The sequence below is a fragment of the Streptomyces sp. NPDC048521 genome (assembly GCF_043199855.1).
Taxonomy (GTDB): domain Bacteria; phylum Actinomycetota; class Actinomycetes; order Streptomycetales; family Streptomycetaceae; genus Streptomyces.
In genome coordinates this window covers 1-23,117 of record NZ_JBICWR010000025.1, presented here as the reverse complement: position 1 = coordinate 23,117, position 23,117 = coordinate 1, and the positions used below count along the sequence as shown (strand labels likewise).

Here is a 23,117-nt window from a genome sequence, read left to right as displayed (position 1 = left end):
CCGTCGGCGTTGACGTGGAGCATGACTTCTCTGCGCACACTCGGCTCCTCCGACCTCGAGGTCTTCCCCCTCTCCCTCGGCGGCAACGTCTTCGGCTGGACCGCCGACGAGGAGACCTCCTTCGCCGTCCTCGACGCCTACGCGGCGGCCGGCGGCAACTTCATCGACACCGCCGACAGCTACAGCGCCTGGGGCGAGGGCAACCAGGGCGGCGAGTCCGAGACGATCATCGGCAAGTGGGTCAAGGCCCGCGACAACCGCGACGACGTCGTCATCGCGACCAAGGTCAGCCAGCACCCCGAGTACCAGGGCCTGTCCGCCGCCAACATCAAGGCCGCCGCCGACGCGTCCCTGCGCCGCCTGGGCACCGACCACATCGACCTCTACTACACCCACTTCGACAAGCCCGAGGTGCCGGTCGAGGAGATCATCGGCGCCCTGGACGAGCTGGTGAAGGCCGGCAAGGTCCGCCACATCGCCGCCTCCAACATCTCCCCCGAACGTCTCAGGGCGTCCCTGGAATTCTCCGAGCGCGAGGGCCTCGCCCGCTACGTCGCCCTCCAGCCGCACTACAACCTGGTCTCCCGCGACACCTACGAGGGCCCGCTGCAGGACCTGGCCGCGCGCGAGGGCCTCGCCGCCGTCCCGTACTTCTCCCTCGCCTCGGGTTTCCTGACCGGCAAGTACCGTCCGGGTACGACCGTGGACAGCGCCCGCGCCGACGGGGCCCAGAAGCACGCGGACTCCGAGCGCGGCCAGAAGGTCCTGACGGCCCTGGACGAGATCGCCGCCGCCCACGAGGCCCCGGTCGCCACGGTCGCCCTGGCCTGGCTCGCGGCCCAGCCGACGATCGCGGCCCCCATCGCCTCGGCCCGCACACCGGAACAGCTCCCGGCCCTGCTGGGAGTGGCGCAGCTGAGCCTGACGGACGAGGAACTGAAGAAACTGACGGACGCCTCCGCCTGACCCCACCCCACCGACCGACCCTGCCCCGGCCCGACCTCGTCCTGCGGTCGTCGGGTGCGCCGGGGCGGGGGTCTGCGGTCGTGGGTTTGTGATGGGGGCGGGGGCCTGAGGGTCGTCGGTTCGTGATGGGGGAGGGTCTGGGGCCGTCGGTTGGGTGGAGGCCGGCCCTGCGGTCGCCGGTTGTGCCGGGGGCGGCCTGTGGTCGTCGGTTGTGCCGGGGCGGGTCCGTGGTCGTCGGTTGTGCGTGGGCCGGGCCTGCGGCCGTGGGTTTCGCCGGGGGCCGGGCCCGCGGTCCTCGGTTCCGCCGAGGGCGGCCTGTGGTCGTCGGTTGCGGCGGGGCGGGCCTGTGGTCGTCAGTTCCGCCGGGGGGCGGGTCCGTGGTCGTCGGTTGTGCCGGGGCGGGTCCGTGGTCGTCGGTTGTGCGTGGGCCGGGTCTGCGGCCGTGGGTTCCGCCGGGGGCCGGGCCCGCGGTCCTCGGTTCCGCCGAGGGCGGGTCCGTGGTCGTCGGTTGTGCCGGGGCGGGTCCGTGGTCGTCGGTTGTGCGTGGGCCGGGCCTGCGGCCGTAGGTAACGCCGGGGGCCGGGCCCGCGGTCGTCGATTCCGCCGCGGGCGGTCCCGCGGTCGTAGGGTCCGCCGCGGGCGGCCCTGCGGGCGTCGGTGGTGCCGGGGCGGGCGTCGCGGGGCGAGTCCGTGGTCGTCGGTTGTTTCTTCTCCGCCGCGACGGTGATCAGCCGCGACGGTGGTGTGTGCCCGGCGGTCCGCGACCCCGCTAGGTGCGGTACGGGTTGTAGGAGGGATACGGCACGGCCGGATACCCGTACGGCGGCGGTGCCCAGTACACCGGCGCCGGGGCGGAGGCCCTGGCCGCGTACTCCAGGGCCGGCCGCGCCATGCCCCGCCGCTGCCACAGCTCGGTCAGCAACTCCCGCTCCCGTACGACGAAGTCGGCCCCGGCCCGCCCCCGCCGCCCCCGGTGCCGCAGGAACGCGAGCGAGGTGGCGTACGCCTCGTACTGGGCCACCGTCCGAGCCGCCGGCCGCCCCCCGAAGTGGTGCCGGGCGTACTCCCGGGCCATCCGCCGCGCTCGCATCGACCCGAGCGCGAACGGCTCGGCCGGCCCCAGCCACCCGGCCAGCACATACGCCGGCAGCTCCTCCCGCACGGTCCGCAGCTCCCGCTGCCGCGTCCAGATCGAGAGCCAGGTCAGCAGCGCGAACGCGGGCACCATGAACCCGCCGTAGACGGCGAAGAACCCGTACTGGCCGAAGGTGGAGGAGCCGTTCCAGAGGGCGTGCATGCTCATCGCCAGCAGCAGCCCGCCGACCGGCAGCAGCACCCTCCGCAGATGCTGCCGCTCCCCCGACAGCGCGGCGATGCCGAAGCCGATGCCGGTGAGGACGGTGAACAGGGGGTGCGCGAACGGGGACATCACGATGCGCACGAAGAAGGTCGCGGCGGTGACGGAGGCGATGCCCCGGCCGCCGGTCAGCTGGTCGGTCCCGAAGGCCGTACCGAGGTAGAGGATGTTCTCGGTGAACGCGAACCCGGTGGCGGTGATCCCGGCGATCACCACCCCGTCCACGATCCCGGTGAAGTCACGTCTGCGGAAGAGGAAGACCAGCAGCACGGCCGCGGCCTTGGCGGACTCCTCGACGATCGGCGCTATCACGGTGGCGCCGAGGGTGTCGGCACTGGCCGGATCCGCGGTGGAGGTGGCTATCCACTTGGTCGCGAAGGTGTTGGCGACGATGGCTATCAGCGCCGCCGCACAGGCGCCCCACGCGAAGGCGAAGACCAGGTTCCGCCAGGGGCCCGGCGCCACCCGGTCCAGCCACCGGAAGGCGGCTGTCAGCCAGGGCACGGGCAGCACGGCCAGTCCGAGCCCCACCAGGAACCCCTCCGTCCCGGTCTGCCGCCGCACGAGCGCGAGGATCACCAGCCCGGACAGCGCCAGGAGCGTGATCAGCGCCCCGTACCGCACCCATCCGCGCTGCCACCAGTGCGGGTGACGGAGCGTCCCGGAACCGGGGCTGGCGGGGGGTATCGGGTAGGGAGCACTGGTGGCCACGGCATCGACCCTAACGGTGGCGGGACGAGGGGCTGGACCGGTTCGTCGGACCTGCCCGCAGGACCTGGCGCACAACCGCCGACCGGGCCCTGTCCGTCGGCCCTGCCTGCCGGTCCTGTCTGCCGGTCCCGTGTCGGGCCTGTCTGCCGGCCCCTTGTCTATCGGTCCTGGTGCGGTACGCGCCGGAAGAGGAGATCGTTCACGACATGTCCCTTGTCCAGTCCCTGCCCCTCGAAACGGGTCAGCGGCCGGAACTCGGGGCGTGGCGCGAAACCGCCCTCCGCCTGCGTGTTCTCGAAGTCGGGATGCGCGCTGAGCACCTCGAGCATCTGTTCGGCGTACGGCTCCCAGTCGGTCGCGCAGTGCACGAGAGCGCCGGGCTTCAGCCGGGTCGCGGCGAGCGTCAGGAACTCGGGCTGGATGAGCCGCCGCTTGTGGTGCCGCTTCTTGGGCCAGGGATCGGGGAAGTACACGCGCAGCCCGTCCAGCGAGTCGGGCCGGAGCATCTCGCGGAGCAGGATGATCGCGTCCCCGTTGCCCACCCGGACGTTGGACAGCCCGTTGCGGTCGGCGAGGTTGAGCAGATTGCCCTGCCCCGGGGTGTGCACGTCGACCGCGAGGATGTTGGTGTCCGGGTCGGCGGCGGCCATCTGGGCGGTGGCCTCACCCATGCCGAAGCCGATCTCCAGCACGACGGGGTTGCCGTTCCCGAACAGCTCGGCCGGATCGATGACCCGCTGCCCGTCGATGTCCAGCCCCCACTGGGGCCACAGCCGCTGCAGGGCGTCGGCCTGCCCGGCCGTCACCCGGCTGCGCCGCGGCTGGAAACTCCGGATCCGCCGCTCGAAGTGCGACCCGGCCGGATCCGCCTTCGGCCCGTCGGGGAACCGGGGTTCCCCCTTGGCCCGGGTGTGCCGGACGGAGGCATCGAGGGCCGCAGGGGCCGACGGCGGGGCTTCGGGGGTGCTCAGGGAGTCAGACACAGTAAGACCGATTTTACGGCGCCGCATGGTGGACCCCTTCCGACCGGGAGTCGCGGGTGCGCACCACGGGGTGGTCAGGGGGCGGAGCCCCAGGTACGGCCCTACAGCGTGCCGAGCAGCTCGAGCACCCGGCGCCCGACCTCCCTGCCGATGGGCAAGGAGGCGGTGGCCGCGGGCGACGGCGCGTTGAGGACGTGCACCGCCCGCACCCCCTCCCGGATCAGGAAGTCGTCCACCAGCGTCCCGTCCCGCAGCACCGCCTGCGCCCGCACCCCGGCAGGGGCCCGCACCAGGTCCCCGGACTCCACGGCGGGCAACAGCCTGCGCACCGCCTCCAGGAACGCGCCCTTGGACATCGACCGCCGCAGTTCCCCGGCCCCGTACCGCCAGTGCCGCCGGGCGATCGCCCACGACCCCGGCCACGCCACGGTCCCGGCCAGCTCCCGGGGCCGGACGACTCCCCAGCCGTATCCCTCCCGGGCCAGCGCCGGCACCGCGTTCGGCCCGATGTGCACGCCGCCGTCGATGCCCCGGGTCAGATGCACCCCGAGGAACGGGAACGCCGGGTCCGGCACCGGATAGACCAGCCCCCGCACCAGCTCCGGCCGCGCCAGCTCGTAGTACTCCCCACGGAACGGCACGATCCGCACCTGCGGATCGTCCCCGGTCAGCCGCGCCACCTCGTCGCAGTACAGCCCGGCGCAGTTCACCAGCACGCGCGCGCGTACGACGTCCCCGCCGGCGGTGAGCACGGCCACGCCCCGCTCCGGCCGCCGGTCCACCCGTACGACCCTCGCGCCGTAGCGGATCTCCGCCCCGGACGCCCGGGCCAGCTGACGCGCGACCCCGACGAAGTCGCACACGCCGGTCGTGCCGACGTGTATGGCGGCCAGGCCGCGCACCTCCGGTTCGTACTCGGCGATCTGCGCGGCCCCCAGCTCCCGCACCGGGATCCCGTTCTCGCGCCCGCGCTGCACGAGGGCGTGGAGCCGCGGCAGTTCCTCCCGCTCGGTGGCGACGATCAGCTTGCCGGTGACGGCGTGCGCGATGCCGTACTCGGCGCAGAACTTCACCATCTCGGCGGCGCCCCGCACCGCGTACCGCGCCTTGAGCGAGCCCGGCCGGTAGTAGATGCCGCTGTGGATGACCCCGCTGTTGCGCCCCGTCTGGTGCCGGGCCGGCCCCGGCTCCTTCTCGAGCACGGTCACCCGCGTACCCGGCGCGGCCCGCGTGATCGCGTACGCCGTCGACAGCCCGACGATCCCCCCACCGACCACGAGCACGTCGCAGTCGTACGCCCCGACCGGCACCTTGCACCACCTCCCGCTACCGATAGTGCACTGCGCCACTGACAACGCCTTCAAACGCCGGGGCGTGCAGTACCGCCAGCGGGCGCGGGGGACCGCGCACGCAACCACGGACGCCCCGCGGCCGCACCCCCACCCGGCCTCGGACCCGGCAGACGCCGAAGGGCTCTCTACGCCGACGTCATCAGAAGTGGCCGAGCCCTCTCCCGCAGCTCCACCACCCGCGGCTCGTCCCCGTACGGCTCCAGCCGATGCAGAAGATCCTTCACATACTCCGTCGTCCGCGCCGACGAGATCCGCCCGGCCACCTCCACGGCCCGCACCCCCTGCTCGCAGGCCGCGTCCAGGTTCCCGGACTCCAGCTCGGCCACCGCCGAGACGACCAGCCGCAGCCCGTGCGACCGTACGAACTCCTCCGTCGGCTTCGACAGCGCCTGCTCGGTGAACCGCCGGACCTGACGCGGCGCCTTCAGATCGCGGTAGCACTCGGCGGCATCGGCGGCGAACCGGTCGTAGCCGTAGAAACCGAGCCAGGACGGGTCGTTGTCGCCCTCCCTGGACCGCTCGAGCCACCCCTCGGACGCCTTCAGTGCCGCGCCGGCCGCCTGCGCGTCTCCCGCGCGCGCGTGAGCCCGCGCCTCGACCAGCCGGAAGAAGCTCATGGTGCGTGCGGTCGCCAGCCCCCGGTTGCGCTCCAGGGCGGCCTGCGCCAGGTCCACCCCCTCGTCGCCGAAGCCCCGGTACGTCGCCTGCAGCGACATGGAGGCGAGGACGTAACCGCCGAGCGGCACATCGGCCGCCGCGCGCGCGAGCCGCAGCGCCTGGATGTAGTAGCGCTGTGCGGCCTCCTGCTGCCCGGTGTCGAAGGCCATCCACCCGGCGAGGCGGGTCAGTTCCGCGGAGGCCCCGAACAGGGCGCGGCCCACCTCGTCGGAGTAGGAGCCGAGCAGCAGCGGTGCCGCCTCCACCCGCAGGCACTCCGGCACCATCGACGAACGCCAGTCACCGCCCCCGTACTTGGAGTCCCACCTCCTGGCGTCCTCGGCGGCCTCCCGCAGCTTCTTCACATCGCTGTGGCCGACTTTGATCGGTGCGCCCGAGCCCTCGACGGGGCCCGCCTCCCGCGCGACCGAGCTGTCGGCGGGTGTTATCAGCCATCGTGAGGCAGGCGTTGCGTATGCGCTCACCGCGAACGACCCGGCGAGCGACTGCCAGATGCCGCCGGAGCCGGCCCGGCGGCCGGCGAGGTCGAGACGGTACAGCTCCGTCGCCGACTTCACCGCCTGTCCTACGTCTCTGGGGAAGGCGAGGCCCACTTCGGGCGCGGGGTCGGCGTCGGCCAGGCCGATCTCGTGGAGCGGCACCGGGCGGCCGAGCTTCTGTCCGATGGCGGCCGCGATGAGGTGCGGCGCCGCGCCCTGCGGGACCATCCCCTTCGACACCCAGCGCGCCACGGACGTCTTGTCGTAGCGAAGAGTCAACCCGCGTTGTGCGCCAAGGTCGTTGACGCGTCGCGCGAGCCCTGCGTTGCTGATTCCCGCGAGGGCGAGAACGGCGCCGAGTTTTTCGTTCGGCCCGCGTTGCTCCCTGGACATGCGCCACCCCTCGACACAGACGGCTGCCGCACTGGCATAACCACGCGGCATTCGTAAACACAGCGTAGTTCGCCGCATCCCAAGCGTTAAGGGGCATTGTTCCGGTTGGCGGGATTGTGGTCCGTACGGAAGCGCGGCCCTGTACGCACCGTGCACGGCCTGTCGCCGCGTGCCCCCGCCCGTGTGGCCGTGCGCCCGTCCGTGCGCTCTTCTCCGGCCACCGGGGGAGCGGTTCCATGGGTCTTGCGTGGGTCGGCCCGCTGTACTGGATCCAGTGGGCTGGGGGACACCGCCACCTTCATCCCCGCGGGTGGCGGACCGGTCCGGGAGGCGATGCCCGCCTCCCGGACCGTGCGCGTGTGAGCGTCGCGGAGCACTCCGCAAGCGTGTACGGAGCGTGCGCAACTCCGAAGGGCCGCCGCGTATTTGGCCGAAAACAAACCGTGGGTCCGGTGAGCGATTTCCGCTGTCACCACGGAACTTGAGGGCGCGAAGGGCGTTTTCGGGGCGCATATCGGGGGCGCATTCGCATCGCACCCACCTCGGGCTCTCCGCCCTCCGACCTTGGCTCGTAGGGGTGTTCACCCGCCAGGACCCTCGGCGGCTTTGCCCCTGTCGCATCGGCTCCCGAACCGGACCGCCCGTGATTTCCCTCGATCGAAGGCGGCGCCACCGCCCCTCCGCGGCGTCTCCTTCATGGCAGCATGGGGACCCGGTTCGTGCGGTGCACTGGTGGTCCACAGCCTGTGGAGGCGTCGATGCGGTGGTTGGTGGGTTGGAGCAGCACCGCCGCGGGCGCCGCCGGGATCGGCACCGCGGGTGCGCTGGGCTACGACGGCGAGACCCTGCACCCGGTCGGCTCCCAACTCCTGTGGGGTGACCCGGACCCGTTGTGGGCCGTCGGCGACTGGCGCCCGGACGAGGTGCGCGTGGTGCACGCCGACGGGCAGAACCGGATCGCCGTCCTCGGCATCTGCGGCGCCTCCGACGAGGAGCTGCGGCGCGGGCTGTTCACCGCGCGCGGGGGCGCACTGCGCCATCTGACGACCTGGCCCGGCAGCTACACGGCCGTCGTCCAGGTGGGCCGCCGCATCACCGTCTGCGGTGACCTCGCCGGCGCCCGCCCGGTGTTCCACACCCCGTGGGCCGGCGGTACGGCCTACGCCACCGCCGCGCTGCCCCTCGCCGACCTCATCGAGGCCAACCTCGACTTCGGCCACCTGGCCGCCCTGCTCGCCGCCCCCGACGTGCCGGCCGCGCTGCGCGACACCACCCCCTACGACGGCGTACGGCGCATTCCGCCGGGGCATGCACTGGTGCTGCGCGCCGGAGCACGCGAGATCGTCGGCTACGAGCCGGTCGCCTCCCTCGCCGTGGCCGCACCACCGGCCGACCCCGACCGTGCCGTGGACGCCGTACGGGACGCCCTCGTGGAGGCGGTCCGCACCCGGCTGTCGGCACCCCGGCACGTGCCCGACCTCGACCCGGGGCCGGTGCCCGGCATGGGCCCCGCCGAGCGGCGGGCCGCGCGCGGGATGCCGGCGCCCGGCATCGGCGCCGACCTGTCCGGCGGCCCGGCCTCCGGCACCCTCGCGCTGCTGGCCGCCGGACTGCCCGGCAGGCCGGGCACGCTCCTCGGCCACGGCACGGGCGCGGGCGAACGGCTCCTGGCCGTCACCTTCAACGACCTGGCCGTGGGCGGCCGCGAGGCCGAACTGGAACGAGCCGGCACCCTCGCCGCCAACCCCCGCGTGCACCACGTCGTGGTCACCGGCGGCGAGGAGACCCTGCCCTACGCCGACCTCGACGGCCCGCTCACCGACGAGCCGGGGCCCTCGCTGGTCTCGGCGGTCCGGCACCGCGCCCGGCTCGCCGCCGGCAGCGCCGACCACTTCACCGGCCACGGCGCCCGCCAGGTCCTGGACGCCCACCCGGCCCGCCTCGCCGATCTCCTGATGGACCGCCGACGCCGGCACCTGGTCCGGCCCGTCGCCGCCCTCGCCCGGGCCGACGGCTCGGTGATGGTCCCCGCGCGCGTGTACGGGGCGGCGCGGCGGCTCGCCCGCACGCCGTACCGCGCGGGTCTGGAGGTGCTGGCCGAGCGGCTGATGCGGCGCCGCTTCGACGAGCCCAAGGGGGCGGTCGGTGCGTCCCTGGCCGCGCTCACCTGGGCCAGACCCGGGCCGGCCGCGCGCTGGCTGACGGGTGAGGCGCTGGCTGAAGTATCGGTTCTGCTGCAGGGCGCGGCGGACCGCTCCGCCGCCGGGCCCGACCGGCGCCCCGGCGACCACCGCGCGCGTGCGGCGCTCGCCCGGTACGCCGCCGACCTGCGCGTCCTGGAACAGGCCGCCGAGATCCGCTCCCAGCGCCTGCACGCCCCCTTCCTCGACAACCAGGTCGTCCGCGCCTGCCGCGACCTCCCGGAGGCGCTGCGCGTCCAGCCGGGCGCCCGCGCGGCCATCCTCCGTAGGGTCCTGGAGGGTGCCGGTGTCACCGACCTCCCGCTCGGCTGGGGCGCCCCCTCCCACGCCTCCTCCGCGGCCGCCGCGCGCGCGGGCCTGCGCGTGTCGGCCGACCCCCTGATGGATCTCTTCGCCACCCCTCTGCTGGCCGACGCCGGTCTGGTGGAGGCCCGCGTCGTCCGCAAGGCCCTGCGAGCGGCGGCAGCGGGCGAACCCCTCCCGCTGGACGGCCTCGCGGACCTGGTCTCCCTCGAACTCTGGCTCCACCGCCTCCTCGCCCGCCGCGGCACCTGCTGGACCGGCACTCCGGCCCGGGCGCGTGCGGTGCCCTCCGGGATCCAGCCGAGAAGAGGCGCCTTGGCCTCAGGCGCCTGACGGCCACGGCCACGGCCACCGGCCCTTGCCGACAGCGTCCCGCCGTACGCCCCCGCGGGTTCGCTGTGGCCGGTCGCGCAGTCACTTGCGTCCGCACCCGCGCGCGTCCGCACCCGCGCGCGTCCGCACCCGCGCGCGTCCGCACCCGCGCGCGTCCGCACCCGCGCGCGCCCGCACCCGCGCGCGCCCGCGCGCGCCCGTACAGCGCGCCGCCGCAGCGGGCAGTCGCGCAGCTGCTCCAGGGGGACGCGGGGGTAGCGCTCGGGGTGGGCGGCGTGTGCCGCCGGGGCGGCGCCCACGGGTGGTGGCCCCCGTACTCGCGTACCCGCGGGCCATCCCCCCGGCGGGACGTCGGCCACCTGGCAGCGGCGGATCTTGCGCAGCCGACTCCCGTTCCCGAGAAAGGCGGCACGCCGCCGCGCGGGCGAGCGACCCGACCGCCGTCCGGGGGCAAGCGCAGGGCATCCGTTCCGCGCAGCTCACCGCCGCCGCCGGGCGGCAGCGTCGCGCAGCTCACCACCGCCGGCCGGGTAAGCGCAGGGCATCCGTTCCGCGAAGTCCACCACCGCCGTCCGGCGGCAGCGCGCACACCGTTCGCCCACCGCTTCCGAAACCCCCGTGCCCCAATCCGCACCCCCCGGTGACAATGACCGGGTGCGGTACAGAATCCTCGGCCCGACCCAAGCAGCGGACGACCAGGGCACCCCCCTGCCCATCGGCGGTCGCCGCCTCCGCACGCTCCTCGCCGCCCTGGCCCTCCGCCCCGGCCGCACCACCACCCCCGATACCCTCATCGACGAGGTCTGGGCGGACGACCCGCCCCAGGACGCCCCCGCCGCCCTCCAGGCCCTGATCGGCCGCCTCCGCCGTGCCCTCGGCCGCCACACCGTCGCCTCCACGCCCGGCGGCTACCGCCTGGAAGCCACCGAGGACGACGTGGACCTCCACGTCTTCCAACGGCTCACCCACACCGGCACCAAGGCCCTCGCCGACGGCGACCCGGCCACCGCGCACCGCACCCTCACCCAGGCCCTCGCCCTCTGGTACGGCCCGGCCCTCGCCGACCTGCCCGACCGCACGGCGGCCACCCGCCCGGAGGCCCTGCGACTGGAGGCGACACGCGCCCGTGCCGCCGCCGCCCTCGACCTCGGCCGCGCCCAGGACGTCGTACCGGAGCTGAGGGAACTGACCGCGGCCCACCCGTACGACGAACCGCTGCACGCCCTCCTCATCCGCGCCCTGCGCGACACGGCCCGCCCCGCCGACGCCCTCGCGGCCTACGAGTCCGCCCGCCGCACCCTCGCCGACACCCTCGGCACCGACCCGGGCCCGGAACTCACGTCCCTGCACACCTCCTTGCTCACGCGACGGCAACCGGGGCCACCGGCGCGACCGGAGCCGTCGGCGGCGTCGGCCGCACCCGCCCGGCCCCCCGAGCGCACCGGCAATCTCCGCCCCCGCCTGACGTCGTTCGTCGGCCGGGAACCCGAACTCGAAGCCATTCGTTCCGATGTGCACAGGGCCCGCCTGGTCACGCTCACCGGACCGGGCGGCTCCGGAAAGACCCGCCTCGCCGAGGAAGCCGCCGCAGGGCTCATTCGGGCATGGCTGGTCGAGCTGGCACCGCTCGACCATCCGGAGGCGGTACCAGGCGCGGTGGTCAACGCCCTCGGTCTGCGCGAGACCGTGCTGCTGACCAACGACCTGGGGACCGGGCAGGCCGACCCCACGGCCCTGCTGATCGAGTACTGCGCCCCGCGCAGCATGCTCCTGATCCTTGACAACTGCGAACACGTCATCGGCGCGGCCGCCGCCCTCGCCGAGACCCTCCTCACCCACTGCCCCGGGCTCGCGATCCTCGCGACCAGCCGTGAACCCCTGGGTGTCCCCGGCGAGTCGGTGCGCCCGGTCGAACCTCTCGTCCCGGAGCAGGCGCACCGCCTGTTCGCCGAGCGCGCGAAGGCCGTCCGTCCCGACGCCGACGCGGTGCTCGCCGACACCGAGGCCGTGGCGGAGGTCTGCCGCCGCCTGGACGGGCTGCCGCTCGCCATCGAACTGGCCGCCGCCCGGCTCAGGCTGCTGACCCCCCGGCAGATCGCCGACCGGCTCGACGACCGCTTCCGCCTGCTCACCACCGGAAGCCGCACGGTGCTGCCTCGCCAGCAGACCCTGCGCGCGGTCGTCGACTGGTCCTGGGAGCTGCTGGACGAGCGGGAGCGCACGGTGCTGCGTGAGGTGTCCGTGTTCGCCGGGGGCTGGGATCTCGCGGCGGCCGAGGCCGTGTGCACCGGCCCGGCGGCGGACCTGATCGGGGCGCTCGTCGACAAGTCCCTGGTCGTGGCCGCCCCGCCCGGACCGGACGGCGACGCCCGCGCGAGCGGCATGCGCTACCGCATGCTGGAGACCATCCACGAGTACGCCACCGAGCGCGCGGCCGAGGTCCCCGGCCTGCGCGCCGCGGCCGAGCGCCGGCACCGCGCATGGGCGCGGGCGCTGGTCGAGGAGGCCGAGCCGCGGCTGCGTTCCGCGGCCCAGCTGCCGTGGATCTCCCGCCTGGAGAGCGAACTGGACAACATCCGGGCGGCTCTGGACCGTGCCGTGCGGGCAGGTGACGAGCCGGAGGCCGGCGCGATCGCCTTGGCCGTCGGCTGGTTCTGGTGGCTGCGCAACTACCGCCAGGAGGCGGTGGCCTGGGTGCGGCTGGTGCTCCGCCTGGGCGTGGCCCTGGACGGCCTGCCCGCGGGAGCGCCGACGGATGAGCTGATGGCACGCGTGGAGTCCGCCGACCCGGTGGGCGCCTTCCTCGCCGCCCCCGGCGGCGAGGCCGGGCATCCGCTGCGCGAGCTGCGCATGGACCTGCGGATGCTCGACCTGTTCCTGACGTCGGAGCTGAGCATGGACCACCTGGGCGCCGACGAGCGGGCCCCGGAGTACGTCACGCGCGTCCGGGCCGCCTACGAACGCGGCGGTCCGCCGGCCGCCCGGCTCCCCGGCATCGTCTGGCCGCTGACCACCTACTACCTGGGCGGCCCGGCGGACGCCGGCCCCGACATGGCCGCCGCCGTCGCCAACTGCCGCAGACACGGCGGCGACTGGGAGGTCGGGGTCTCCCTGATGTACCGCACCCACGTCATGGTCGACTCCCCGGGCAACCTGCGCGGCGTGGACGAGGACCTGGCCGAGCTGCGGACGCTCAGCCGACGCGTCGGGGACCGCTGGATGCGGGCGCAGGTGTGCAGCGCGGCCGGCGAGGCGGCCATGGCACGCGGCCGGTTCGACGAGGCACGCGGCGAGTACGAGGAGGCGCTGCGGCTCGCCTACGAGGTGGGCGCGTACGCCGAGTCGCCGTTCCTCATGGCGAGGCTCGCCGAGATCGCCTACCGCTCCGGTGACCGGGACACCGCGCTCACCGCCCTGGACGAGGCGGGGGCGGCTGCCGACCGGTACGCGGTGCCGGAGTCACGTGCCTTCGTGCTGCTGATGCGCGCCCACATCGCGCTGCACGACGGGCAGCCGGCCCGGGCCCGCGAGTTGTACGAGGCGACCTGCGCGGTGACGCACGGGGGCACCCCGCCACCGCAGTTCGTTGCGGCCCTGCGGACGGTCGAGGCGCTCCTCGCCGCCGACGAGTCGGGTCCGGCGCACGGGCTTCCGGTCGTCGCCGAGGCGCTGAGCGAGGCCGTGGTGCAGCGGTGTGCCGAGTCGATCACGGCAGGGCTGGTGGACACCGGTGCCGGGCTGCTGGCCCGGCTCGGCGATCTGCCGGGCGCGCTCCGGCTGTTCGCCGCCGCGGACCACTGGCGCGACGGCCGGCAGCGCCCCGAGCCGGAGCGCAGCGAGGCCGCCCGGGTGCACGCCGGCGCCCGCGCGGCACTGCCGGCCGAGCGGTTCGCTGCCGAGTGTGCCCGGGGCGCGACCCTCGACGTGGCGGACGTCTTGCGCGAGCTGCGTGCGAGGACGGCGGCGGCTGCCGAGGGCCGTTAGGAGCGGCTACCGGCAGCTGAACCGGGACTCCGCCCAGTCCGCGAGCGCCGCCCGGTCGAAGGTGTTGCTGTGCGGCTCCACGACGAGCTGGACGGTCTTGCGCCCGGTCAGGTCCACATGGACGGGGACGGCCTGGTCGCGGCCCTTGACCATCCCGGACCGCCACAGCCGGACGCCGTCGGCGCGGACGGCGAAGGAGACCTTGCCGAGCCCCAGCGTCAGGTCGTCCACGCCGGCCAGCGCGTCGTAGGCGGTGCACCGGCGGTTGAGGACGATCGTGACGGAGGACTCGCCGTGGACGGTCACCCCGCGCGCGTACTGCTTGCCGCCGATCGACATGCCGTAGCGCTGCCACACCCAGCTGCTCCCGCGCAGCGCGATCTCCGGCCGGGTGCCGTCGCCGACGGCGTCGTACCGCAGGTCGCTCAACTCGTAGACAGCGGGCGCCGGCGGGGTAGTGGGCGTCGGAGTCGGCTCGGCCCTCGGCTTCGGTGCCGGCGTCGGTGTCGGTGGCGGCGTGGGCTTCGGCGTGGGCGTCGGAGTGGGGGTGGGGGTGGGGGTGAGTGTCGGCGTCGGAGCCGGCTCGGGCGCGAGCACCACCGGCTTCGGTGAGGGCTTCTTTGCCGGGTCCTCCGGCGGTGCGGGCGAGGGCGTCTCGGGGCGCACGATCGGTGCTGACGGTGCTGACGGTGCTGACGGTGCTGACGGTGCCGACGGTGCCGACGGCGGTGGCTCGGCGACCTCCCGCGCCGGCCGGCTGTCGTTCGCCAGGGCCAGCGCGACCGCGGCGGCAGCCACCGCGACGACACCGGCCGCGATACCCGCCTTCACCGGCGCCCCAAGTCCCTCCGAGGCCGCGGCGCCCCCCGCGCCGCCGGACGACCCGGTGGCCGCCGCGGCGGCACCCGCGGCGCCGGCCCCGGCGCTTCCGGCGACGATCCCGAGGGCCTTGGCGTACCCCGCGGCCCCGAACCAGCCGATGACCGCGACCGGGACGACACCGGGGATACCGCTCGCGACCTCTTCGATCTGCGCTGCCGCCAGCCGGCACCTGGCGCACTCCTCCAGGTGCTTGCGCAGGCCCCGTTCGGCTCGGATGCGCAACTTGCGGCGGGCGTAGCCGCCGAGCTGGTCGGCGTAGCGGGCGCACTCCTCGTCGTCGGTGAGGGCGGCGCTGACGTGGGCCTGGAGATAGGCCTGCCTCAGGCCCTCGCGGGCGCGGCTGGCCAGCACCCGGGTGCCGTTGGCGTCCAGCCCGAACAGGACGGCCACCTCGCTCGGCGACTCGTCCTCGACCTCGGTGTGCCACAGCACGGCCTGCCAGCGTTCGGGTAGCGAGCGGAAGGCCCGCATCGCCATGGACCGCTCGGCCTCGTGCATCGCGCGCACATCGGCACCGAGGCCCAGCGTGGCGTCGTCGGACACCTCCGTGACCCGTGGGGCCTGCTGGGCGAAGGTGGCGAAGTCGTCGACGAGCTGCTCGCGCCGGACGGACTTGGTCCAGTGCGCGGCCACGCGGCGTACGGAGGTCAGCAGATAGGCACGCACGGCGTGCTCGGGCCCCGAACCGCCGCGGACAGCCTGCAGCATCCGGGCGAAGACCTCGGCCGTGAGGTCGTCGGCGGTGTGCCCGTCCCGGCAGCAGGTGCGCGCATACCGGCGCACGGCGTCCGCGTGCCGCCGGTACAGCTCCTCGTACGCGGAGTCGTCACCGCCGCGCATCCGCTCGATCAGCTCGCCGTCGGCGGGCGGCACCTCCTGGGACGGCGGCAGGACGCTCCGCTCGCGCTGGGCCGGCACACTGCGGTCGCGCGGCCCACCGGAGGACGCGGCGCGCCCGCCCTGACTCGGCACCTGGGGAGAGGTCAGCCCGCCGGTCTCCGCGTCACCGTCACCGCGGGACCCGTCCCACCTGTCAACGCTCATCGCGGAAAGCCCCCGACACCGGCCCAGCCCCATCCGTCACCGGCTCAGAGTGCCACACCGCCCTTTCTCCCAGGCCCCCCGAACGCCCCATCCACTCATCCGAGCGGACTTGTCACCACCCCGTCCAGAACCCCACCCGAACGAGCGACCAAGAACCACCGGCACGCTTCACACCCACAGCCACCGGGAACCACGACACCGACCACCCACAACACGCCTACGGCGGTCACCGGCATCGGCACCGCTTCTTACCGCCCCCGGCACCCGCGGACGGCGAACGCACCTACGGGTCACCCATCTCGGGGCGGCTTCGCGCCGCGACCGACAGCGAACGCACCCACGGGTCACCCGCACCGGCGCCGGCTCTCCACCCACGCGCAGTCGCCGACGGCGAAGGCGCCCAACGGGGGCCACCCGCACCCGACCGTGACAGCCGCACGGGTAGTGCGGGTGGGAACCCGAAGACCGCCGAATGCGAAGCCGGGACGAGCCACACGCGAGCCGCAACGGCAAGCTACGCCGGCCGGGACCGCAGCCCTTCCAGCAGGATGTCCAGCAACCGCGCGGACGCCGCCGCCTGCTGCGCGGCATCCGGTAGCGACGGCGCAGCCGTGGCGATCACGAGCAGCACGTCGGACACGGACACATCCGCCCGCAGCTCACCCGCCGCCCGCGCCCGCTCCACCAGCTGCCCGACCACCTCGAGCAGCACCCCGACCGCGGTGTCGTCGGCCATCACCGCGGCCTCGTCCGCGACCAGCCGCAGCTCACCGGCCCCCGATTGCACCCGCTGCTGAGGCACCCGGGCCGCGTCGACGGAGCCGGCCGGACCCTCTGCGTCGGCCGGGTCGCCGGAACCCACCCGCAGCACCTGCGGCGGCAGCAACCGCCCCGCTCCCGACGCCACGGACGTCCGCAGGAACCGGGACAGCGCCGACCACGGCTCGTCCTCCTGCCCGAGCGCGGTCCGCGCCTGCTCGGTCAGCCGCGCCGTCTCCTCCTCGGCTATCCGCCGGACCAGTACGTCCTTGCTGGGAAAGCGCCGGTACACCGTGCCGACCCCGACCCGCGCCCGCCGGGCCACGTCCTCCATCGGCGCGCCGTACCCCAGCTCGCCGAACACCTCACGCGCCGCACGCAGCACGTGCTCCAGATTGCGCTGTGCGTCCACGCGCAGCGGCGTCGTACGCGCCCCGTCCGCGCGTCCCTTGCCCGTCGCCGCGCTCACCACACCGCCACCGGGCGCGATGGCGGCTGCAGATGACCAATGCGTGTCCTGAACATGCATGTGTTCCCCCGGTAATGACGTCTCCCCCCGGAGACTCTCCCCGCCACTGAATGCGAAGTGCGCGGAACTGGCGTCGGTCTCGACCGGAACCGCCCGTCGCGGACCCGATCAACCACATTCCCTACACTCCGTCGACACACGAACATAGTTGAGAGAGAGTCAATTCAGAAGGGGCAGGTTCCGCACAGTGCGCCCCCCGATCGGAGTACGGGGCATGTACGTCCTGATTCCCCACCTTCGCGCCCTGCCGTCCGCCCCCGCTGACCTGGCCCCTTTCGTCCCGTCCGGACACCGCGGCCGGCGTCGCGAACACCAGGCCGCCGGTCACACAAATTGCCGGGGCTGTGGACAAACAACAGCGCCGGGTGCGTCATGGGACGGTGAAGGAACGTGCGCGCATTCTGGTTGTCGGCGGCGGCTACGTCGGGATGTACACGGCCCTGCGCCTGCAGCGGAAGCTGAAGGGTGAGCTGAAACGGGGTGACGTCGAGATCACCGTCGTCACTCCCGACCCGTACATGACGTATCAGCCGTTCCTCCCCGAGGCGGCCGCCGGTTCGATCTCCCCCCGCCATGTCGTCGTACCGCTGCGCCGCGTCCTGGACCAGTGCCACGTCGTCATCGGCGAGGTGACCTCCATCGACCACACGGTGCGTACCGCCGCCGTCACCACGCTCGCCACCGCCGAGGAGGGCAAGGCGGCCGAACTCGTCGGCTACGACGAACTGGTGCTCGCCCCCGGCTCGATCTCCCGCACGCTGCCCATCCCCGGCCTCGCCGAGTACGGCATCGGCTTCAAGACCGTCGAAGAGGCCATCGGCCTGCGCAACCACGTCATCGAGCAGATGGACATCGCTTCCTCCACCCGCGACCCCGCGATCCGCGACGCCGCCCTCACCTTCGTGTTCGTCGGCGGCGGCTACGCGGGCGTGGAGGCGCTCGGCGAACTGGAGGACATGGCCCGCTACACCGCGCGCTACTACCACAACGTCCGCCCCGAGGACCTGAAGTGGATCCTCGTGGAGGCCTCCGACCGCATCCTCCCCGAGGTCGGCGAGGAGATGGGCCGCTACACCGTCACCCAGCTGCGCCGCCGCAACATCCAGGTCCTGCTGAACACCCGGCTGGACTCCTGCGCCGACCGCGTCGCCGTCCTCAGCGACGGCCAGCGGTTCCCGACCCGCACACTCGTGTGGACCGCCGGGGTCAAACCGCATCCGCTGCTCGCCGCCACCGGCCTTCCGCTCACCGACCGCGGCCGCCTCAAGTGCACCGCACAGCTGACCGTCGACGGTGTGGAGCACGCCTGGGCAGCGGGCGACGCGGCGGCCGTCCCGGACGTCACCGCGGCCGAACCCGGCACCGACACCGCCCCCAACGCGCAGCACGCCGTCCGCCAGGCCAAGGTCCTCGGCGACAACATCGTCCACGCGCTGCGCGGCGAGCCCCTGCAGACGTACGCGCACAAGTACGTCGGCTCCGTCGCCTCGCTCGGCCTGCACAAGGGCGTCGCCCAGGTCTACGGACGCAAGCTGAAGGGCTACCCTGCCTGGTTCATGCACCGCGTCTACCACCTCAGCCGGGTGCCCACCTTCAACCGCAAGGCCCGAGTGCTCGCCGAATGGGCCCTCGCCGGGCTCTTCAAGAGGGAGATCGTCTCGCTCGGTTCGCTCGAACATCCGCGAGCGGAGTTCGAACTCGCGGCCGGTGGAAAGCCTCCTCACAGCCCCTCGGACGACCCGAAGGGGTCGTCCTGACGGGAGCGAGGAACTCCACGGACCGCCCAGGCGTCTGACGAATGTCGCCGCGGCCCGCCCCCTGCCAGACTGCCCACGTCCCCTGCCGGGCCACCCGCCCGCCCTCCGCACCCACGAGGCCTTTCCCACAGTGAACTTCACGCGCTGGAGCGCCCGGCTCCCCGGAACGCAGCGCCGCGCCGCAGCGCGGACCGAGACCCCGGTCTCCCCGGACCGGCGGGGGGAAGGCTCCGTGCCCGCGGCCCGCGCCGAACAGCAGCCCGACGAGACACCCCCGGCGCCCGCCGTCGACGAACTGCCCGTGCGCGACGTCCTCGACCGCGTCCCGGCCCTCGTCGCCCTGGTCCACGGCCCCGACCACCGCATCGACTACGTCAACGACGCCTACTCGGCGGCCTTCGGCGCCCGGCCCGTCGGCGCACCGGCGCGCGAGGCGCTGCCCGAACTCGCCGAACTGGGCCTGCTCCCGCTCCTCGACCAGGTGCTGCGCAGCGGCAAGCCCCGCACGCTGAAGTCCCGCAAGGCCGTCGACGGCCGCTCGTACACCTTCACCTGCACCCCCGTCGCCGAGGACGGTGACCGCGACGGCGGTGTACTCGTCTTCGCCACCGACGTCACCGACCACGCCGAGGCCGCCGAACGCCTGCGCGCCAGCGAGCGCCGGCAGCGCGAGACCGCCGTCACCCTGCAACGCTCCCTGCTCCCCCAGGAACTGGAGCAGCCCGACGACCTGCGCATCGCCGCCACCTACCAGCCGGGCGGCACCGAGGCCGCGGTCGGCGGCGACTGGTACGACGTCATCACCCTCGGGGGCGGCCGCACGGCCCTGGTGATCGGCGACGTCATGGGCCGGGGAGTGCGGGCGGCGGCGGTCATGGGCCAGTTGCGCACCGCCGTCCGCGCCTACGCCCGTCTCGACCTGCCCCCGCACGAGGTCCTGCAACTCCTCGACGGAGTCGCCACCGAGATCGACGCCAACCAGATCGCCACCTGCGTGTACGCCGTCCACGACCCGAACGAGGGCCGCCTGGTGTACGCGTCGGCCGGCCACCTGCCGATCCTGGTCCGCGACGAGAGCGGCACGGTCAGCCGCGCCGACGAACCGACGGGCCCGCCGCTCGGCACCGGCGGCTGGATCCACACCTCCGGCTCGATCGCGCTCGGCCCCGGCGCCACGGCGGTCCTCTACACCGACGGACTGGTCGAGCGCCGCGACGCGGACCTGGACGAGGGCATCGCCGCGCTCGCAGGTGCCCTCGCGGGCGCGACCGGCACCCCGCAGGTCGTCTGCGACCGACTGGTCCGCTCGGCCGGCGTCACCGCCGACCATGACGACGACGTGGCCGTCCTCGTCCTCCAGCACCCGGCGCGTACGGGGCCCGACGGCGATCTCTTCCGCAACGCGGCCCTGGAACTCCTCGGCGGCGTCGAGGCGGCCCCTCGCGCGCGTGCGTTCGCCTCCGGCGTCCTCACCAGCTGGCGCTTCCCCGCCGAGCTGCACGACCTCGGCGTACTCGCCACCAGCGAGCTGGTCGCCAACAGCCTCCAGCACGGCACCCCGCCCATGCGGCTCCGGCTCCGCCGCACCGACCGACGGCTGATCATCGAGGTGACGGACGGCGACGACCACCTCCCACGCCGCCGCCGCGCTGAGCCGGGCGACGAGTCCGGCCGCGGCATCGCGATCGTGGCGACGATCGCCTCCGGCTGGGGCTGCCGCAGAACGCCTGGCGGCGGCAAGGCGGTGTGGTGCGAGTTCCTGCTGCCGAGCAGCTAGGGCCTGTCTGACCATTCGCGTCGTTGCCCGAAGGGCAGACGGGAGTTGTCAGACAGGCCCTAGGCCCCGTGAGGGTGGGCCGGCTCCGGCCGTGGGTGTGTGGTGGACCGACCGTGCAGCTCCCCGCACCCCTGGGGAGCTGCCGTCGCTCCCCCCGCCCGGCCGGCTCTCGTCCGGCGGCGGAGCAAGCGACCCCGCCCCCGGCCGGCACCGGCACACGGTGCCTTACGCCTCCGCAGCCACCGGCTCCGCGGGTGTCCCGCCGCGTGTGACCACCCGGCTGCCCCGCGCCGGCCACGGCTGGTCCTGTACGGCGGTCAGCCGCCGCCCCAGCCGCAGCGCCAGCACGGTGATCCCGAGCGAGAACAGCAGGAAGGTCAGCACGTACGGCGCGTGCAGGGAGGCCCCCATGGGCCCGCCCACGGCCGGACCGACCGCCAACGCCAACTGCTTGACCAGCGCGAACGCCGAGTTGTACTGCCCGGCCAAGCCCTCCGGCGCAAGATCGGCGACCAGCGGCGCGACCGTAGGCGACAGCATCGCCTCACCCAGCCCGAACAGGGCGTACGTCGACACGAACGCGGCCGTGGCCATCTCCTGGCTGCCGTGGCCCAGCCCCGCGTACCCGGCGGCCAGCCAGGCAACGGCCCAGATCAGCCCGACCCCGGCGATCACCCGGGACCGCCGACGCCGCTCCACGAACTTCAGCACGGCGAACTGGGCGACCACGATCATCAGCGTGTTCGCGGCCAGCGCCGTACCCAGCGCCGAGGTGGATATCCCGGCCGCCTCCACGCCGAACGCGCTCAGCCCCGACTCGAACTGGCCGTAGCAGGCGAAGAACAGCACGAAGCCCAGCACGGACAGCTGCACCATCGCCCGGTTCCCGAGCAACTGCTTCCAGCTGCCCTTCGCCGACCGCGCGGGAGCGTCCATCCGCGGCGAGTGCGGCATCCGCACCGTCGCCATCACCACGACCAGCAGCAGGAACATCGCCGCCTCGATCGCGAACAGCAGCGTGAAGGAGGACACGCGTGTGGTGTCGACGAGGTGACCCCCGATGAGACCACCGACGCCGAGCCCCAGGTTCTGCAGGAAGAACTGCATCGCGAACGCCCGCGACCGCGTGTCCGCCGACGAGCAGTCCACGATCATCGTCGCCAGCGCCGGCTGCATCACGGCCTGCCCGGCACCGAGGACCGCCGCGGCCGCCAGCACGCCGACGGCGCTGCCCGCGAGACCGAGGCTCAGCGCGCCCAGAGCGGCGGTCACCAGGGCGGCGAGCAGGACCGGAAGCGGGCCGCGTCGCACGATCGCCCGGCCGGCGAACGGCAGCACGATCAGCGCGGCCACGGCGAACACGGCGAGCACGAGCCCCGCCGTCATGGCTCCCAGCCCCCGCACCTGCGCCACGTAGACGTACAGGTAGGGGACCGTGAAGCCGAGCCCGAACGCGCTGAGTGCGTTGCCCACGTGGATCCGGCGCATCGCTGCGCCCATCGCCCTGGTCACGTTCACCTCTCTCACTAGTTAGACCTGAAGACTTCAAAGCTAAAGTTCGAAGCTAAAGAGTACACACTGAAGGACTTCAAAGCAAAGGGCCTGCATGCGATACTGCGGCCATGGCCGACACCCCCGGCGTCACAGAGCCGACACTCGAAGAACAGATCGCCGCGTACCAGCGCGAGTTCCAGGACCTCGACCCCCAGGTCGAGAAGATCGTGTCGGCGTTGTCCCGTCTGAACCGCCGCATGAACGTCGCCTACGGCCGCCAGACCGCCGAGCTGGGCATCAGCAACGCCGATTGGGAGGTCCTCAAGGCGCTCGTCCTCTCGGGCGCCCCGTACCGGATGGGCCCCAGCGACCTCGCCAAGCGCCTCGGTCTCACGCCGGCCGCGATGACCCACCGGATCGACCGCATGGTCGCCGAGGGCCTGGTCACCCGGGAGCGCGACGAGTCCAACCGCGTGCGGGTCATCGTCGAACTGACTCCCGAGGGCCGCGAGAAGTGGCTGGAGGCGATGCGCCTGGCGACCGTCTTCGAGGAGGACCTGCTCCAGGACCTGACGCCGACGGAACGAGCGGTGCTCGGCGAGGTCCTGACCCGGCTCCTGCGCAGGGTGGAACACGCGCAGCCGGATGCCGGCGGCCGACTCACCGACCTCGACTGACCCCGCCCTAAAAGATCTTGACAGGGGGTGCTTGACACGCCCCCGCCGCATCCGTAAGGTTCTTCGGGTTGCCACGGGGCCGTAACGGTTCTGCGGTAGCACCTCAGCCGCCTCGAGCGGCACCCCTCACACCTTCAGCAGGACCTCCCGACCGGGTTGATTTCGGCTTGCCCGAATTCAATTCGAATAGGGACTCGGCGGCTCGATTGGGAATCGCCGGACGGATCCGCTAAGGTTTGAGACGTCGGAACGGCCCAACGGCCGGGAAGGCAAACCCCCCTGACTGGGAGTCAGACGCCGAAAGGATCTGATAGAGTCGGAACCGCCGGAAAGGAAACCGCGAGAGCGGGAACCTGGAAAGCACCGAGGAAATCGGATCGAGAAAAGATCTGATAGAGTCGGAAACACCGAAGGGAAGCGCCCGGAGGAAAGCCCGAGAGGGTGAGTACGAAGGAAGC

13 protein-coding genes are annotated in these 23,117 nt (G+C 73.6%); 6 read left to right on the top strand and 7 right to left on the bottom strand.

Features of this window, described 5'->3' with window-relative positions; translation table 11 throughout:
* Positions 1-21: 21 nt before the first annotated feature.
* A complete protein-coding gene (locus tag ACGFRF_RS37090; RefSeq protein WP_393747755.1) occupies positions 22-966 on the top strand; it encodes an aldo/keto reductase in 945 nt (314 codons plus the stop codon).
* Between the two features lie 769 nt (positions 967-1,735).
* On the opposite strand, the gene ACGFRF_RS37085 is transcribed toward ACGFRF_RS37090, so the two are convergent.
* From ACGFRF_RS37085 to ACGFRF_RS37070, 4 genes are all read right to left on the bottom strand, one after another.
* Positions 1,736-3,034 (bottom strand): PrsW family intramembrane metalloprotease, encoded by a 1,299-nt coding sequence (locus ACGFRF_RS37085; protein ID WP_393747754.1) that lies wholly within the window; start codon positions 3,032-3,034, stop codon positions 1,736-1,738.
* Positions 3,035-3,192: 158 nt separating this feature from the next.
* A complete protein-coding gene (trmB, locus tag ACGFRF_RS37080; RefSeq protein WP_393747752.1) occupies positions 3,193-4,017 on the bottom strand; it encodes a tRNA (guanosine(46)-N7)-methyltransferase TrmB in 825 nt (274 codons plus the stop codon).
* Positions 4,018-4,118: 101 nt separating this feature from the next.
* Complete coding sequence (gene lhgO / locus ACGFRF_RS37075; protein ID WP_393747750.1) at positions 4,119-5,327, bottom strand: L-2-hydroxyglutarate oxidase; 1,209 nt, start codon at positions 5,325-5,327, stop codon at positions 4,119-4,121.
* 167 nt (positions 5,328-5,494) lie between these two features.
* Positions 5,495-6,919, bottom strand: coding sequence for an MFS transporter (locus ACGFRF_RS37070; protein WP_393747748.1), 1,425 nt, complete (start codon positions 6,917-6,919; stop codon positions 5,495-5,497).
* A gap of 758 nt (positions 6,920-7,677) precedes the next feature.
* Here ACGFRF_RS37070 and ACGFRF_RS37065 point away from each other — a divergent pair.
* Both ACGFRF_RS37065 and ACGFRF_RS37060 read left to right on the top strand, forming a co-directional pair.
* Complete coding sequence (locus ACGFRF_RS37065; RefSeq protein ID WP_393747746.1) at positions 7,678-9,756, top strand: asparagine synthase-related protein; 2,079 nt, start codon at positions 7,678-7,680, stop codon at positions 9,754-9,756.
* A 654-nt stretch (positions 9,757-10,410) separates the two neighbouring features.
* Positions 10,411-13,740: a BTAD domain-containing putative transcriptional regulator gene (locus tag ACGFRF_RS37060; protein ID WP_393747744.1), complete on the top strand. Its 3,330-nt coding sequence runs from the start codon at positions 10,411-10,413 to the stop codon at positions 13,738-13,740.
* Positions 13,741-13,746: 6 nt separating this feature from the next.
* Here the strand turns inward: ACGFRF_RS37060 and ACGFRF_RS37055 are convergent, their stop codons facing one another.
* Both ACGFRF_RS37055 and ACGFRF_RS37050 read right to left on the bottom strand, forming a co-directional pair.
* Positions 13,747-15,666 (bottom strand): sigma-70 family RNA polymerase sigma factor, encoded by a 1,920-nt coding sequence (locus ACGFRF_RS37055; RefSeq protein ID WP_393747742.1) that lies wholly within the window; start codon positions 15,664-15,666, stop codon positions 13,747-13,749.
* 514 nt (positions 15,667-16,180) lie between these two features.
* A complete protein-coding gene (locus ACGFRF_RS37050; RefSeq protein WP_393747740.1) occupies positions 16,181-16,954 on the bottom strand; it encodes a TetR/AcrR family transcriptional regulator in 774 nt (257 codons plus the stop codon).
* Positions 16,955-17,334: 380 nt separating this feature from the next.
* Between ACGFRF_RS37050 and ACGFRF_RS37045 the strand changes: the two genes are divergently transcribed.
* Positions 17,335-18,711: an NAD(P)/FAD-dependent oxidoreductase gene (locus tag ACGFRF_RS37045; protein WP_393747738.1), complete on the top strand. Its 1,377-nt coding sequence runs from the start codon at positions 17,335-17,337 to the stop codon at positions 18,709-18,711.
* A gap of 130 nt (positions 18,712-18,841) precedes the next feature.
* Positions 18,842-20,488, top strand: coding sequence for a SpoIIE family protein phosphatase (locus ACGFRF_RS37040; RefSeq protein WP_393747736.1), 1,647 nt, complete (start codon positions 18,842-18,844; stop codon positions 20,486-20,488).
* Positions 20,489-20,713: 225 nt separating this feature from the next.
* Here ACGFRF_RS37040 and ACGFRF_RS37035 read toward each other — a convergent pair whose 3' ends face one another.
* The gene (locus ACGFRF_RS37035) at positions 20,714-22,000 is read right to left on the bottom strand and encodes an MFS transporter (protein ID WP_393747734.1); all 1,287 of its coding nucleotides are present in this window, start codon (positions 21,998-22,000) and stop codon (positions 20,714-20,716) included.
* 110 nt (positions 22,001-22,110) lie between these two features.
* On the opposite strand from ACGFRF_RS37035, the gene ACGFRF_RS37030 reads away from it, so the two are divergent.
* Entirely contained in the window at positions 22,111-22,659 is a 549-nt protein-coding gene (locus ACGFRF_RS37030) for a MarR family winged helix-turn-helix transcriptional regulator (protein ID WP_393747732.1), read from the top strand.
* The last annotated feature ends 458 nt before the right edge of the window (positions 22,660-23,117 follow it).

Bases quoted from the DNA above. Each gene is read 5' to 3' on its own strand.
- ACGFRF_RS37090 (WP_393747755.1), top strand. From the start codon at position 22: ATGACTTCTCTGCGCACACTCGGCTCCTCCGACCTCGAGGTCTTCCCC.
- ACGFRF_RS37070 (WP_393747748.1), bottom strand. From the start codon at position 6,919: ATGTCCAGGGAGCAACGCGGGCCGAACGAAAAACTCGGCGCCGTTCTC.
- ACGFRF_RS37065 (WP_393747746.1), top strand. From the start codon at position 7,678: ATGCGGTGGTTGGTGGGTTGGAGCAGCACCGCCGCGGGCGCCGCCGGG.
- ACGFRF_RS37055 (WP_393747742.1), bottom strand. From the start codon at position 15,666: ATGAGCGTTGACAGGTGGGACGGGTCCCGCGGTGACGGTGACGCGGAG.
- ACGFRF_RS37050 (WP_393747740.1), bottom strand. From the start codon at position 16,954: ATGCATGTTCAGGACACGCATTGGTCATCTGCAGCCGCCATCGCGCCC.
- ACGFRF_RS37030 (WP_393747732.1), top strand. From the start codon at position 22,111: ATGGCCGACACCCCCGGCGTCACAGAGCCGACACTCGAAGAACAGATC.